Source organism: Sphingobium sp. LB126, assembly GCF_002795205.1.
Taxonomy (GTDB): Bacteria; Pseudomonadota; Alphaproteobacteria; order Sphingomonadales; family Sphingomonadaceae; genus Sphingobium; species Sphingobium chungbukense.
In genome coordinates this window covers 2,195,108-2,208,915 of record NZ_NETV01000001.1, presented here as the reverse complement: position 1 = coordinate 2,208,915, position 13,808 = coordinate 2,195,108, and the positions used below count along the sequence as shown (strand labels likewise).

Genomic DNA, 13,808 nt, shown 5'->3' with positions numbered 1-13,808 from the left:
TCCACCCCGGACGATTGCGTCATGCAAAGGCTTGCGGCATTTTGAGCGGCATGACCGATCCCATGCCCGTCATCCAGAGTCTGCTCTCAGGCCTGCCGATCTTCCTGCTGCATCTGGCCTGCGCGACGCTCGCCTGGGTGGCGGCGCTCGCGCTCTATATGTGGATCACCCCCCATGACGAATTCGCGCTGATCCGCGCCGGCAATGACGCGGCCGCCATTTCGTTGGGCGGCGCGGCCATCGGACTGGCGGTGCCGCTGGGCTTCTGCCTCGCGGGATCGGTCAATGTCTGGGACATCATGATCTGGGGCAGCCTGACGCTGATCCTGCAACTCATCGCCTTTCGCGTCGTCGATTTCCTGCTGGGTCGGCTTTCGACCCGGATCGAGGCCAATGAGCGCTCCGCCGCCATCTTCCTAGCGATGATGAAGGCCGCCATCGCCTGCCTCACCGCAGGCGCGATCGCGGGTTGATCCGGTGGGCCGGCGGCGCCTTGGCTGTCTGCCCGCGCTGCTTGGCTTCATCCTTGCGTTGCTGTGGATCAGCGAAGTTACAAAGCCAACGCCGTTGCATGTCGAGATTTTCGATCCCCGAACCCCCCGTCGCCCCATGCCGCAGTGGAGCGACGAAAGCTTCGTGATCGAGGAACGGACCGAAGCGCCCGCCGACAGCATGGGAACGACCTTCGCTGTCGATCGCAACGGCGCGTGGCTGACCGCCGAGCATGTCACCCATGGCTGCGCGCGCGTCGGCATAGAGCAGGGCGGCTTCGCCCGGCCCGTGTCGCGATTGGTCGAGAGTCGGGAAGCCGACGCCGCGCTGGTCAGGGGAGGCGTGGCGAGCGACCATGCCCTGCCGCTGTCGGACCAGATGCCGCCGCCCGGTTCGGTCGGTTATCATATGGGTTTTCCAGGAGGACAGCCGACGCTCGTCATATCCGAACTGATCGGCGCCGCCCGCGCCCGGCGCGGCACGGGAGAGGAGACGCAGCCCGTACTGGCCTGGGCCGAACATGGACGCATCCCGATAGGCGACGGCACGCTGTCGGGCATCAGCGGCGGGCCGGTCTTTGCCGAGGACGGCCATGTCGTCGGCGTCAACAGCGCCGCCACCGACCGACGCGGGCGCATATTGACCACGGCGCCCGACGCGATGATGCGGCTGGTCGTCGCCAGCCGGGCGGTGGGCGACCGGCCCGTCGCCTATCCCTTCGTCGACCTGGCCGACGCGCGGGCACGCTTCGAATCCTGGCTGGCGCAGGGGGTGATCCGCCGCATCTTCTGCGATGTCGACGATCGGCCGGGACAGTTGACGGCGGGCCGGCCAAAGCGCTAGGTCGCGCGCCAGACCTTGGCTTTTCGTGATTTGCGAGCCGTGAAATGTGCCATTTCACTCGAAATCACTCGTTTGACAGGATTTGGACCAACATGAGCGATACGCCCCCCGACCGCCTTTCCACCAACCCGAAAAGCCCCTTTTTCGATATCGACGTGCTTCAGCGCGGCATCGGCATCAAGTTCAAGGATCGGGTCCGCAACGATGTGGAGGAATACAGCATTCCCGAAGGCTGGATTCGCGTTGCGGCCGGCAAGACCCGGGACCGCCACGGTCAGCCGCTGACGATCAAGCTGTCAGGGCCGGTCGAGGCCTGGTTCGAGAACCCGGCCGAAGGCGCCGAGGAAGCGGCGGACAAACCGGAATAAGCTTTCGCCGGAGGTAAAGAAGGCGCTGCCTCTTGGATGAGGCGGCGCCTTTTTGCTTTCACGCTGAACTTCAACGCAAGGCTGCGTCGCGCTTCACGTCCGCGATGATGTCACGCAGCGAGCGGGCCGACGGCGTCGCGTCGGCATAGCGGACGGCGCGCAGGTCCAACGCCAGGCGCGGCTGCGCGGCAGCGGTCCTGCGGGGCGGAGCGGCATCGGGTCCCGGATCGTCGCTGGTGATGTTCAGGCTGGCAAGGCGCGTGCTGGCCCCCAGCGCCGGATCCGGCCGGAACGCCCGCAATTGCGGCCTGTCGGGATAGATGAAGCCGAAGGTCGGGTTGCTGCGCGCACCCATCTGGTTCGTCGGACTGTGCCAGACGCGCACCTCGCTCCAGTCGCCCTCTTCCGACACGTCGACCGCCAGCACATCTTCCTCGATCGCGCCGGGCACCGACCAGTTGGCATGGCGGATCAGCACGCGCCGGTCGTCCAGCACCCTGCTGACCACCGCGACATGGCCCAGCACCATCGGTCCCACCGGACGAAAGGCCAGCACCGCGCCTTTACGGGGCATATGGCCGCGCCTGTAGTGATTTTCCGCCTGGTCCCACCAGGTCAGCGCGTCGCCGTAAAGCTGCACACCGGACACGATGCGCGCATAGGGCACGCATTGCAGCACGGTCGCGCCCAGCACAGGCGTCGTCGTCAGACTGGCCAGCAGCAAGGCCGCCCAGCGCATCATTCCCAATTTCATGCGACCCCAGTCCCAGAATCGCCCCACCGCCGATCAGACTAGGCGGCAGCCCTTAGGAACTGGTTAAAATGTCAGAAAGCACCGCGGGCAGAGTCGCTGCCAGCGGTCACGCGGTCGGCCATGGCGATCTGCACGGGGGCGTCGCGGGCCTTGTCGGCGTAGATGAAGCCCCTGGCGGCGTTGGGACGCAGGCCCAGACCGCCGGTCGGGCCGTACCACACGCGCACGTCGGTCCAGTCATTGTTGGGCGATACGTCGACGGCGCGAACATTGCGCTCGATCCCGCCGCGATAGGACCAGTTGGCGTGGGTCAGCAGCACTTCGCGATCGCTGATCACCTTGCTGACCATGGCGACATGGCCAACCGGCATGGAACGGCTGGCGGCGAAGGCCAGGACGGCGCCGACGCGCGGTTCATGGCCACGGTCATAGCGGCCCTCGGCCTGACCCCACCAGGTGTTGGCGTTGCCGTACAGCTCGATACCGGAAATCTGGCGGGCGAAGGGCGCGCACTGGAGCGTGCCAGCAGCGGCCGGGGTCGTGATCAGGGCGCCAAGTGCGAGCGTTGCCGCTGCGACAAAAGCGCGAAAACCAACGATCATGGAAATGCGACCCCCGACTTCTTTTTGAACGACTTAACCCCGTGAGGCTTCTTAGGGCAGACGCCGGACGAGTTGAAAAGCAGCCAGCGACGAGTCGTTGTTGCGGTGCGTCAACCTGCGGAACGAAAGACGTGGCCCGCCGTTACGCCAAACCGGCTCGCGACCGGCAATTCATTGAAAAGACTGTCTTCCGTTCCGGTCATCCAGACCTGACCCCCGGTCTCGCGCAGCCGGTCGAACAGCGCGGCTCGCCGCGACGGGTCGAGATGCGCCGCCACTTCGTCGAGCAGCAGCACAGGCGGCTGACCGCGATGAACCGTGACCAGCGCCGCATGGGCGAGCAGGATGGAGAGCAGCAAAGCCTTCTGCTCGCCGGTGGAACAGAGCGCTGCGGCCTGGCCCTTGGCGGCGTGGGCGACGGCCAGGTCCTGGCGATGCGGGCCTGACAGCGTGCGCCCGGCGGCGGCATCGCGGCGGCGTTCGCGGGCAAGACGCGATCCCAACGGTTCGTCGCCCTCCCCTTCCCCCTCGATCGCCAGCAACGGTCGGGCGAAGGGATGGTCGGGCTGATCCTCCAATGCCCCGCCAAGACGCGTGACCAGATCGGCGCGGGCGGCGGCAAGCGCTACGCCATGTTCGTCCATCTGCGCTTCGAGGGCGCTCAACCAGGAGGGGTCGGCGGCGGACAGGTCGTTCAGCAGCCGGTTGCGCGCCCGCATCGCCGCTTCATAGCGGGCGCTATGCGCGGCATGGGCGGGATGGAGCGCCAGCGTCAACCGGTCGAGGAAACGCCGACGCCCGCCGGGGCTGTCCATGAACAGCCGGTCCATGGCGGGCGTGAGCCAGACGATGGAGAGATGATCCGCCAGCGCATTGGCCGATGAGGAGACGCCGCCGATCCGCACCTGCCGCCGGTCCGGCGCGGAGGCGAGCACGCCGGTCCCCAGCATCACGCCGTCCACTTCCGCCGCTATGCCGAAGCCGCCCGCCCCGTCCTGCCGCACCATGTCGCGCAGGGCCGCGCCGCGCAGACCCCGGCCGGGGGCCAGCATCGACACCGCTTCCAATATGTTGGTCTTGCCCGCGCCATTGTCGCCGGTCAGCACGATGAAGGCATGATCGGGCACGATCAGCGCATCCGCATGGTTGCGGAAATCGCTCAAGGTAAGACGGCCGATCATGGGGTGGCTCTAGCCAGTGCGGCGGCTTTGGGGAAGCATGGAGTATGACGCGCCGCATCGCTGCCGTCGCAGGAACGGGCCGAAGATCAACTACAGCGTTTCCGCGTCACCGCCCTGCCGTCATCGATCACCGTCAGTTCGCGCCCGCCGGCCGACGGACGCAGTTCCAGCCTGCGGTTCCAGCTCTGCCCTTCGCCCGTGAAGGCAGCATCGATGCGGATGCGACCGTCCGGGCCGTGGGACACACCGGTCGCCTTGCCTTCGCTTTCCAGGAACACCAGGCTGGTGGGGGTGATCGTCAGTTCCAGCTCGGTCGCGCGATCGGCACAGCTTTCGTCAAGACCCGCCCAGCGCCCCTGTATGCTGGCGGGGATGATCGCGCCGGCCGGCGCTGGCGGGCGCGGAAGGTCCGGCGCGGGTTCGGCGGCCTGAATGCCGTTCGTGCCCTGCGGCACTTCGCGGACCTCGTTCGTCGCCGCATCGACGATATTGGTGGCGACGCCGGACTGGTCGCCTTTCCGGTCGCCACAGGCCGCAAGGGCCATCAGCGGCAGCAAAATCATCGCACGCATGGGAAGAAAACCGGCCTTTCGCCAAGGGGTTCCGATCGGCGCGCGCTCCTGCTTCATTCCTGCTATACTCCTCTTCCACAAGGGAGATATGCCATGGCCGTGTCGGGAATGGGTGGATTTTTCTTTCGCGCGCCCAATCCCGAAGCGCCGTCCGCCTCTCCCGTCCGAAAGGGCTTCTGGCGGACTTGCGCGCCGCAAACGTTGCAGTCATCACCAAAGACGAATGAAATCGCACTGCGGGAGGCTCCCGCTACCGCCTGAACGAAGAGGAAGTCGATGATGAGGAAACTGAAGATCGCCCTTGCTCTTGCCGCCGCCACGCTGGGTTCGCACGCCGCCATGGCGGCGCTGGCCATCGGCGCCAAGGCCCCCGACTTCACCACGCGCGGCGCGCAAGCGGGCAAGACCTTCACCCTGACGCTGTCGCACCAGTTGAAGCGTGGGCCGGTGGTACTTTATTTCTTCCCGAAGGCGTTCACGCCGGGCTGCTCCGCCGAGGCGCGCGAATTCGCCGAGCATATCGAGGATTTCAGGAAGGCTGGCGCGACCGTGATCGGCATGTCGGCCGATCCGGTGGACGATCTGGTGGCCTTCTCCACCAAGGAATGCGCGGGCAAGTTCGCCGTGGCGTCGGCCGGCCCCGCCATCGTGTCGGGCTACGACGTGGCGCTGAAGATGCGGCCGGGCATGACCGATCGCACCTCCTATGTCATCGCGCCCAGTGGCCGCATCGCCTTCGTCCATAGCGAGATGAGCTATGCCGGCCATGTGAAGAGCACCCTCGCCGCCGTCCAGGCGATGCAGCAGAAATAGGGCATGGGGCTTATGTTGGCCCGCAAGCGGCACTCTTCTGCGCTTCCGTTGCGCCCATATTGATGCACGCTGCGCGGCGGCTCTCGAAGACCAGCCGTTTCGGCTCAGCCTCAGCCAAATGATTGTTATTTTTTCACATATTTGCCGAACCAGCCGAGCGTCGCCTGCCAGGCGGCCTTGGCGGCGGCTTCGTTGTAGCTGGGGCGATAGTCCGCCATGAAGCCATGGTCGGCGCCGGGATGGACGGTGATCGCATCGGGCGGCGCCTTGCCCGCGATTTTCAAGGCGGCCTGCATCTTCTCGACGTCGGCCGCCGGAATCCCCTTGTCCAGCGCGCCATATTGGCCAAGCACCGGGGCCTTGAGGGCACTCACCTGCTCGATCACGTTCAAGGGTTGCAAGTCGGTCTTCTCGCTGATCAGGCGGCCGTAGAAAGCGACGCCCGCGTCCAGTTCCCTGCTGTGGGCGGCATAGAGCCAGACGACCCGCCCGCCCCAGCAAAAGCCAGTGATGCCCCGCCGCCGGCCGTCGCCGCCATGGCCACCCGCCCAGCCATAGGTGGCATCGATGTCCCTCAAGACCTGCGCGTCGGACGCCTTGGATACGATAGTGGCGATCAATTGCTTGAAATCCGCGACGCTGGTCGCGTCGCCATGGCGCGCGAACAGATCGGGCGCGATAGCATAATAGCCCGCCTTGGCGAAACGGCGGCACATGTCGCGAATCCATTCATGCACGCCGAAAATCTCGTGCACGACAACGATGATCGGTGCGGCCTTGGCATGGGCGGGCCGGGCGACGAAGGCGGGCATGGCAAAGCCGTCGCTCGCCCTGATCGACACGGTTTCCTCCTTCAACCCGTCGCCGGAGGTCTGGACGGCGCTGCTGGACACGGGGCGGCAGGCAGCGGCGAAACCGGCAGCGAACGCCCCGCCGACCAGCAGCCTACGCCGATCGAGGCCGGTCGAATCGATCCAGTTGCGATCTTCGGCCAGGCGGTCGGGAGCCGAATATTCGGGCTGATCCTGCGTGTCGGTCATGCGCGTCTCTCCTCGAACCATGGTGGAGGAGCCTAATCCCGCCAACGCCCAGCGCAAGCCATTCTCACGCAAGGAAATCGCCGCTCTCGATCCGCTCCAGCGCGCTGACGTCGCGGTTATAGATATAGGTCCAGACCTCGATCGGCCCGTCCCCGCCCCGCACGGTCAACCGGGCACGGCGATATTCATGGGGCGAAGGGAAATGATCGGCGCATTCCTCATGCTCGTCCAAAACCGCCAGGATCGCCGCCGCATCGGGCAGCAGGAACAGATCGCCCTTCACCATGCCCGATCCGCCCGGCACGAAGGCAGGGTAGCCGTCCACGCGATAAAGCCAGCCCTGCGCCGTCGCGCCGCCGACATGGCATGCCACACCCTTGAGCCAGTCCGCCATCGGCCCGTCGAAACCGGGTCGAAGCGTTCCATAAACGAAGAGGCACGGCTCGGTCACGGCTCCTGAAATATTCCCCATTTTCGGCAAATCTAACCAATTTGCGGAGATTTTTGCGGGGCAATCTTGCTTCTGGACCCGCGAAATTCCCCGAAACCCCACAAAAATAGAAGTTGGCACGGCTCCTGCAATCTTCCCTGCATCACGGCCGGATCGTCCGGCCTCGCACATTCCAGGGAGTCCATCATGTTTGCCAAGCTTCAAAACGCCGCTTTCGCCCTGACCGGTGCGCTGCTGGTCGCCGGCCTTTTCATTGCCGCCGCGGTCCCGGTCACGCCGATCGCCTGATCCTGCACAACAGACTCAAGAAGGCCAGATTCATGAACAACAGTTTCACCCTCGACCGCCGTAACGGAAAGATCATGGGCGTGTGCGCCGGACTTTCCAACCGTACCGGCATGGATGTCACGCTGATCCGCATCGCGCTCGTGCTGCTGACGCTGTGCGCGCTGGGGCCGGTCGGCGTCGTCGCCTATCTGCTGGCGGGCTGGCTGGCTGAGGGATAATGATCGAGCATGATAAAAAGCCGCCCTGGGATATGTCCGGGGGCGGCTTTTTCGTGGTCCGTCAGGGACGGTATGGATCGGCGCATGTTGCGTTCAGACAAACAGCACCGAATAGAAGGTCAGCACCTGTGCACCAACCGCAACCATGAGGGCAACGCCCTGAACCGTGTGTCGCATATCGTTCTTCCTGCAAGTTGTTGTTTTATCATTGCCGCTAGGGCGAGCGGGCCTATGCGCCCGCCATCATATTGTAACAATCGCAAAAGACGATTTCGCAGTTGCAGCAAATGCAACAGTCACTGTTACCCCAAAGCCACGATCAGCGCTTGCGCGGCGGCAGGCGCCCGGACCTTCGCACCGCTGATGAAGAAGATATAGGCGTCGCCCCGCGCTGCCCGCTCCTTCGCCATGGCAGCCCAATCGGTGATGTGTTCGGACGCATAGCCGGTCGGCTCCTCCTCCCGCGTGCGCATCAGCCGGGCATAGGAAAAGCCGGCATCATCGCCGCGCAGCGACGGATATTCGGGATGATCGGCATAAACGACCGCTGCGCCGGCCTCCCGCGCGAGATCGAAGAAGGCGGGATCGTCGAAACTCTCATGCCGCACCTCCAGCGCATGGCGCAGCGGGACGCCGTCGACACCGGCGGGCAGAAGATTGAGGAAAGCGCCGAAATCCTCTGCATCGAATTTCTTGGTCGGCATGAACTGCCAAAGGATCGGCCCCAGACGGTCGCCCAGTTCGACCAGCCCCTGGTTGACGAATTTCGCGATCGAATCGCCGGCATCGGCCAGGACACGACGATTGGTGCAGAAGCGCGACGCCTTCACCGCGAACTGGAAACCGTCCGGAACCGCCTTGGCCCAACCGGCGAAGGTCGCGGGCTTCTGCGTGCTGTAATAGGTGGCGTTGATTTCCGTCGCGGTCAGATGCTCGCCGACATAGGCCAGCTCATCCTTCTGCCGCAGTCCTTCGGGATAGAAAGTGCCGCGCCATGGTTCGAAAACCCAACCGCCGATCCCGACCCTGATCCTTCCGCTCATGCCGCGCTCTCCTTTCCGGCCATCCTGATCGGCAAAGACGATCAGAGCCAGAGGGAAAAGCGGTTGGCGATTTTTGCGAACGACTCTTAATTGGGCCGCAACAGGAATATGCTATGTCGACCGACCTCATCAAGACCGCCACCTATCTGAGCATCCACCTGACAGTGGGCTTTTCGGTCGCCTATCTGATGACCGGATCGGTCGCCATGGCGGGCGGCATCGCGCTGATCGAACCGATGATCAACGCCGTTGCCTTCTTTTTCCATGAACGGGCCTGGAAGAAGATACTCGCACGCCCTGCGCGCGATCCGGAACGGGAATGGACGCGCGATAAGACAGTGGGCCTGGCCTAGCGTTTCCGGTTGAGGCCGATCAGCCACGGCTTCACGCCGCGCGTCGGATGCGGCGCGCCGTCCAGCCTTTTGGCGCGGATGATGGTGATGGGCTTGACGATCATCTGCCCACGCATCGGCCCTTCGCCGCAACAGGTCGGGACGGCGAGGATCTTCTTCACCACATCCATGCCCGCGACCACATGGCCGAAGGCGGCATAGCCGATATAATCGCCCCGCGCGTCCATATTGGGCGTCGGCCCCACGGTGATGAAGAAATTGCCCATGGCCGAATTGGCGCGGTTGGGCCGCGCCATGGACAGCGTCGCGTCGAGATGCCGAATGCCGGTCTGCATCGTGGATTCATGCCGGATCGGCGGCAGCGACCGGCGCGCATCCGTGTCGATGCCGCCCTGGATGAGCCCCAGCTTCGGATCGCTCTTGCGCCGCGCCGCCCGATAGAAGGTCACGCCGTCAAAGCGTCCATCATCGACATAGGTCAGGAAATTGTTGGAGGTGACCGGTGCCCGGCGATTGTCGGCCGCCACGATGATCGTGCCGACAGAGGTTTCGATGGCCACGCGCGTATAACCCGGCGTCTGCCGGTTGGCAGGTTGCGCAAGGGCAGGACCGGAAACAAGGAGGCTGAGGCAGGCAAGGTAACGCAGGACAGCGGCAGGCATCGGTAAGGGCGCGCACTCACAAGGGCAGGATATGGAAGGCTAGAGTGCCTGGACGTTTGATGCAACCGAGCGGCGAAACGGTCGTATTGCCGATGCGCGGGGGATGCCTCCCCCCGCGCATCGGCAGGCGCGAACATCTGCTCAAAAGATGGAGAAATCCGTGTGGTCCAGATGGGTCCCGATCAGCACCACGGCCAGTTGAACCGGCTGCGCGCGGCCGGTGCCGTCGGGATCGTAGGAAACAACCCCCGTCGCCGGATTGTAGATGATGTGATCATTGGCATCATGCGCCCGCGTACCTTCCCAATAGGCGCTGTCGGGCAATTGGCCGATGGCGCCGGCCGCCCCGAAAATGCCATGGTCCAGGGCGATCTTGTCGATGCCATGCTCAAAATCCATGATCTTGTCGACATTCTTGCTGCCCGAGGCGTTGAACACGAAACTGTCCGCGCCGCTGCCGCCGATGAGCACGTCATTACCCTTGCCACCGTCGAGCCGGTCCGTACCGGCATTGCCCGATAATGTGTCGTTGCCGCCCATGCCGTAAAGCTTGTCATTGCCCGCCTGTCCGGTGAGCGTGTTGGCATAGCTGTTGCCGGTCAGCACCAGATCGACAGGCGCGGTCGGAGGAGGAGGCGGAGGAGCGGCTGTCGTCGTGCCCCAGTCCGCGTGGATATATTGCCCCGGTTGCACGCCGGTATAGCTGATCCCGTTCAGATCGATATCGGCCGTATAATAACCCACGCCGTCATGGGCGGCCTGCGCCTCCACATCGGCCACCGCGGCCGCGCCAGAGACATATTCGATGGCGATCACGTCCTTGCCGGCATCGATCATCTTTTGCAGCAAGGCGAGACTCGCCTGCGTTTCGCTTACCGGCTGCTTGGACCCGCTGTCGGTATAATAGAGGTTTTCCTTGTACATGCCGTCCAGGTGGGAAAAATACGTGTTGTTCGACAGCAATTCCTCGGCGTTGTTGGCCCAGATCTTGAAATTGGGATTCTTCGCGTGCGCATAGTCCGCGAGATAGGCGACCAGATCGGCCATGGCCTGCTCCGCCCCGGCCGCGCCACCGGGGGCGTTCGCCTTGGCCCAGGCCTGCTGATATTCGTCGACGACGTCGAAATAGACGCCGTCATATCCGGCACTGATGATCCTATCGATATAGGCGGTGGCGACGGCACGCCATTCCGGCGTCCAGTAGGCGACCTGATAGTCGCCGGCCCATTGCGGATTTTCCGGCCCAAGAGCCGCCTGAGGGATGGTCTTGAAATAGTCCCGGTAATCTTCGGCTTCACCGATACTGAAATAACCCAGCAACAAGGAGCTTTGTGGACCTCCACCCATCTGGGCAACCTGCGTCGGTGTAAATGCATTGCCATTATCGTCGTAGATGTCGACGACCTTGACATCGAATGGTGCCACCGCAATCTCGGATGGAACTATACCCTGCAAAACATACATGCCTGTGTGCGTCATATTCACTCCTGATACTTATTTTCTGGACCCGAAGATGAAAGATAAGGAAATTGAAAACTGTACAGCGGTCCTATTTCCGCCGACTCATATTTCACCACGACTGTAATTGATGTTTCGCCACCTCGCCGAGGAGGAGCGTCGGCACGGCCACGCGACGGTGTTGACAGGCTGTCTCTTTGATTTTAAAGAAGAATGCCGAAGATGTGCGCAAGGACACTATTGAACCGCTGTTGCGCAGGAAAACCATATCAGAATGCCCCCGTACCGATCACTGACCGGGGGCATGTTTGTGGTGTCGAAAGCTTTCTCCCACATTAACGACCGTCGCCGCCCTGCGCGGGTTACGGCGAGCAGAGCCCTGTATCCGATGATCGGAGGCAATCCCCTTGCTGCCGCGAGGGGCCGCTTGGGAAGCCAGAAGGGGCCTGCTTCGCATCGATCTTAAGGCGGCGACACGGGAGACACCGGACCGCCATATCTCTGGCAAATGCTCGGCGAAGGGTCAGACCGACCTTTGGCACCACCATCTGGGGGGTGGGACCGAATCCTTCAGAATTTCCAAGAATTATCACGCCGGATCAAAGCGATAAAATCGCCTGATTGGTGACCCCTACGGGAATCGAACCCGTGTTTCAGCCGTGAAAGGGCCGCGTCCTAGACCGCTAGACGAAGGGGCCACATGCAGTTCCGCTTGGGCGTCGCTGCGAAGCGAGGCGGGCATTAGGCGGTGGCTCCGGAACGGTCAACCCCCTTTTCGTCATGAAAATGACGCGGAGCAAAATTTTGCCTATACCCGCCTCAATCGGCCCAGGCGGCATCCTCCAGATGCAGTTCGGCGGCCGGGCGCGGACCCCAATCGTCGATCTTCGCGCGCCCCGCGATCCACAACCGCCGATCGCGGGGCGCACCCAATATCGCCTGGCCCAGATCCGTTTCCGCCTGTCGAAAGGCGATGGTCTTGATCGACCGGCCGTCGTCCCCCGCCATGATCGCGCGCAAATGACCGTTGCCCACCACGTCGGCCTTGATCACCCGCATTGGTCCGGAGGCGATGAGCGGCGCGGGCCAGCCCGCTCCATAGGGGCCGCCCGCATCGATCGCGGCGACGAAATCCGGATTGACCCCCGCCGGGGCCAGCACCGCGTCGATCAGCAAAGCGCGGTCGTCGCGCGCCCTGGCCACAGCGCTGGCAAGTCGTTCATCGAGGAAATCGGCCAGCGCATCCACCTTGTCCGCCGCGACCGTCAGGCCCGCCGCCATGGCATGGCCACCGCCCGCGACCAGCAGGCCGCTGTCCTTCGCCGCCAGCACCGCCGCGCCCAGATCGACGCCGGAGATCGAGCGGCCCGACCCTTTGCCAATGCCGTCCTCATCGACGGCGACGACAATGGCGGGGCGGCCCGCTTTCTCCTTGAGGCGCCCCGCCACGATACCGATCACGCCCGGATGCCAGCCCGCGCCCGACACCAAAGCCACGGCGCGGTTATCCTGCGCGCCGAGCAATTCCTCCGCCTCGGCCTGCACCGCCGCTTCGATGGCGCGGCGTTCCTCGTTCAACAGATCGAGTTCGGCGGCGATCTTCGCTGCCTCCGCCGGGTCCTCGGTGGTCAGCAGCCGCACGCCCAGATCCGCCTTGCCCACGCGCCCGCCCGCATTGATCCGAGGGCCGAGCGCAAAGCCCAGGTCGTGGCAGAGCGGTGCGCGCGTCAGCCGGCTGGCGTCGATCAGCGCGGACAGGCCGATATTGCGGCGCTTCGCCATGATCTTGAGCCCCTGCGCAACGAAGGCGCGGTTGAGGCCCTTCAATTGCGCCACATCCGCCACCGTGCCGAGCGCGACGATGTCGAGCAGTTCCATCAGGGGCGGCTCGGACCTTTGGGCGAACCAGTTGCGCTTGCGCAGCACCCGGATCAGCGCCGCGCCGAGCAGGAAGGCCACGCCCACCGCGGCCAGATGGCCGTGCGCGGCGGCCTCCGCATCCTCGTCGAGCCGGTTGGGATTCACCAGCGCCAGAGCTTCGGGCAGGGCCGCGGCGCATTTATGATGGTCGACCACCACCACGTCGACGCCCACCGCCTTCGCCATGGAAAGCGCTTCGAAAGCCTGTGCGCCGCAATCCACGGTGACGATCAGGGTGGCGCCTTCGCCCGCCAGCCGCACCAACGCCTCGCCCGAGGGGCCATAGCCCTCCATCAAACGGTCGGGGATATAGGGCCGCGCAGCCAAGCCGAGGTCGCGCAGCAGGCGGATCAGCAGCGCCGCGCTGGTGGCGCCGTCGACGTCATAATCGCCGAAGATGCGCACATCCTCACCCTTAACCACCGCGTCGGCCAGCCGTTCGGCGGCGGCGTCCATGTCGCGGAACAGGCTGGGATCGGGCATGAAATGGCGGATGGTGGGATTGCGATGCGCCTCCACCGCGTCGCGCGGACAGCCGCGCGCCAGCAGCAATTGCGTCACCAGATCGTCGGGCCGATAGCCCGGATCGCGCCCATCCCCATTGCCGCCACGCCACCGCCAGGGCTGGCCAAGGATCGAACGGGTGATGTTGAGCGCGATGGTCATGGCTCCGCTCTAAACCCGTTGCGATTCGGAGGGAAGCGCCCGCCGTCATAACGCAGGCGGAACCGAAGCAATTCCTTGCGCGTA

General features: G+C 64.3%; 16 protein-coding genes and 1 tRNA gene. 6 read left to right on the top strand and 11 right to left on the bottom strand.

Annotated features, from left to right (window positions below):
* The first annotated feature begins 50 nt into the window (after nucleotides 1–50).
* The 3 genes from CAF53_RS10780 (at nucleotide 51) to CAF53_RS10770 (ending at nucleotide 1,703) form a co-directional block, all read left to right on the top strand.
* On the top strand, nucleotides 51–473 hold the full coding sequence (locus tag CAF53_RS10780) for a DUF350 domain-containing protein (RefSeq protein ID WP_046761628.1): 423 nt from the start codon (nucleotides 51–53) through the stop codon (nucleotides 471–473).
* A gap of 4 nt (nucleotides 474–477) precedes the next feature.
* The gene (locus tag CAF53_RS10775) at nucleotides 478–1,335 is read left to right on the top strand and encodes a serine protease (protein WP_100238045.1); all 858 of its coding nucleotides are present in this window, start codon (nucleotides 478–480) and stop codon (nucleotides 1,333–1,335) included.
* A gap of 92 nt (nucleotides 1,336–1,427) precedes the next feature.
* Complete coding sequence (locus CAF53_RS10770) at nucleotides 1,428–1,703, top strand: DUF3297 family protein (protein ID WP_100238044.1); 276 nt, start codon at nucleotides 1,428–1,430, stop codon at nucleotides 1,701–1,703.
* A gap of 70 nt (nucleotides 1,704–1,773) precedes the next feature.
* On the opposite strand, the gene CAF53_RS10765 is transcribed toward CAF53_RS10770, so the two are convergent.
* From CAF53_RS10765 to CAF53_RS10750, 4 genes are all read right to left on the bottom strand, one after another.
* Nucleotides 1,774–2,445, bottom strand: coding sequence for a CHAP domain-containing protein (locus CAF53_RS10765; protein WP_046761631.1), 672 nt, complete (start codon nucleotides 2,443–2,445; stop codon nucleotides 1,774–1,776).
* Between the two features lie 83 nt (nucleotides 2,446–2,528).
* On the bottom strand, nucleotides 2,529–3,059 hold the full coding sequence (locus CAF53_RS10760; protein ID WP_046761632.1) for a CHAP domain-containing protein: 531 nt from the start codon (nucleotides 3,057–3,059) through the stop codon (nucleotides 2,529–2,531).
* 110 nt (nucleotides 3,060–3,169) lie between these two features.
* Nucleotides 3,170–4,240 (bottom strand): DNA replication/repair protein RecF, encoded by a 1,071-nt coding sequence (gene recF, locus CAF53_RS10755; protein ID WP_046761633.1) that lies wholly within the window; start codon nucleotides 4,238–4,240, stop codon nucleotides 3,170–3,172.
* Nucleotides 4,241–4,326: 86 nt separating this feature from the next.
* Nucleotides 4,327–4,812 (bottom strand): hypothetical protein, encoded by a 486-nt coding sequence (locus CAF53_RS10750; protein WP_232307406.1) that lies wholly within the window; start codon nucleotides 4,810–4,812, stop codon nucleotides 4,327–4,329.
* Between the two features lie 279 nt (nucleotides 4,813–5,091).
* On the opposite strand from CAF53_RS10750, the gene CAF53_RS10745 reads away from it, so the two are divergent.
* The gene (locus CAF53_RS10745; protein WP_046761635.1) at nucleotides 5,092–5,625 is read left to right on the top strand and encodes a peroxiredoxin; all 534 of its coding nucleotides are present in this window, start codon (nucleotides 5,092–5,094) and stop codon (nucleotides 5,623–5,625) included.
* Between the two features lie 125 nt (nucleotides 5,626–5,750).
* Here CAF53_RS10745 and CAF53_RS10740 read toward each other — a convergent pair whose 3' ends face one another.
* Both CAF53_RS10740 and CAF53_RS10735 read right to left on the bottom strand, forming a co-directional pair.
* Nucleotides 5,751–6,665: a dienelactone hydrolase family protein gene (locus CAF53_RS10740; RefSeq protein ID WP_100238043.1), complete on the bottom strand. Its 915-nt coding sequence runs from the start codon at nucleotides 6,663–6,665 to the stop codon at nucleotides 5,751–5,753.
* A gap of 64 nt (nucleotides 6,666–6,729) precedes the next feature.
* Nucleotides 6,730–7,116, bottom strand: coding sequence for a gamma-glutamylcyclotransferase family protein (locus tag CAF53_RS10735; RefSeq protein WP_197707392.1), 387 nt, complete (start codon nucleotides 7,114–7,116; stop codon nucleotides 6,730–6,732).
* 320 nt (nucleotides 7,117–7,436) lie between these two features.
* Here CAF53_RS10735 and CAF53_RS10730 point away from each other — a divergent pair, with 320 nt between their 5' ends.
* Complete coding sequence (locus CAF53_RS10730; RefSeq protein WP_046761638.1) at nucleotides 7,437–7,622, top strand: PspC domain-containing protein; 186 nt, start codon at nucleotides 7,437–7,439, stop codon at nucleotides 7,620–7,622.
* A gap of 302 nt (nucleotides 7,623–7,924) precedes the next feature.
* Here CAF53_RS10730 and CAF53_RS10725 read toward each other — a convergent pair whose 3' ends face one another.
* Nucleotides 7,925–8,665: a DUF72 domain-containing protein gene (locus CAF53_RS10725; RefSeq protein WP_100238042.1), complete on the bottom strand. Its 741-nt coding sequence runs from the start codon at nucleotides 8,663–8,665 to the stop codon at nucleotides 7,925–7,927.
* Nucleotides 8,666–8,778: 113 nt separating this feature from the next.
* On the opposite strand from CAF53_RS10725, the gene CAF53_RS10720 reads away from it, so the two are divergent.
* Nucleotides 8,779–9,018, top strand: a complete 240-nt coding sequence (locus tag CAF53_RS10720; protein WP_100238041.1) for a DUF2061 domain-containing protein — start codon at nucleotides 8,779–8,781, stop codon at nucleotides 9,016–9,018.
* On the opposite strand, the gene CAF53_RS10715 is transcribed toward CAF53_RS10720, so the two are convergent.
* The 4 genes from CAF53_RS10715 to recJ form a co-directional block, all read right to left on the bottom strand.
* Nucleotides 9,015–9,680, bottom strand: a complete 666-nt coding sequence (locus CAF53_RS10715) for a peptidylprolyl isomerase (RefSeq protein WP_100238040.1) — start codon at nucleotides 9,678–9,680, stop codon at nucleotides 9,015–9,017. The genes CAF53_RS10720 and CAF53_RS10715 overlap by 4 nt on opposite strands.
* Before the next feature lie 141 nt (nucleotides 9,681–9,821).
* Nucleotides 9,822–11,159 carry an endo alpha-1,4 polygalactosaminidase gene (locus CAF53_RS29030; RefSeq protein WP_100238039.1) on the bottom strand — a complete coding sequence of 446 codons (1,338 nt, stop codon included), beginning with the start codon at nucleotides 11,157–11,159 and terminating at the stop codon, nucleotides 9,822–9,824.
* Nucleotides 11,160–11,760: 601 nt separating this feature from the next.
* A tRNA-Glu gene (locus CAF53_RS10705) sits at nucleotides 11,761–11,836 on the bottom strand.
* 121 nt (nucleotides 11,837–11,957) lie between these two features.
* Entirely contained in the window at nucleotides 11,958–13,724 is a 1,767-nt protein-coding gene (gene recJ, locus CAF53_RS10700) for a single-stranded-DNA-specific exonuclease RecJ (protein ID WP_100238038.1), read from the bottom strand.
* Nucleotides 13,725–13,808 lie beyond the last annotated feature (84 nt).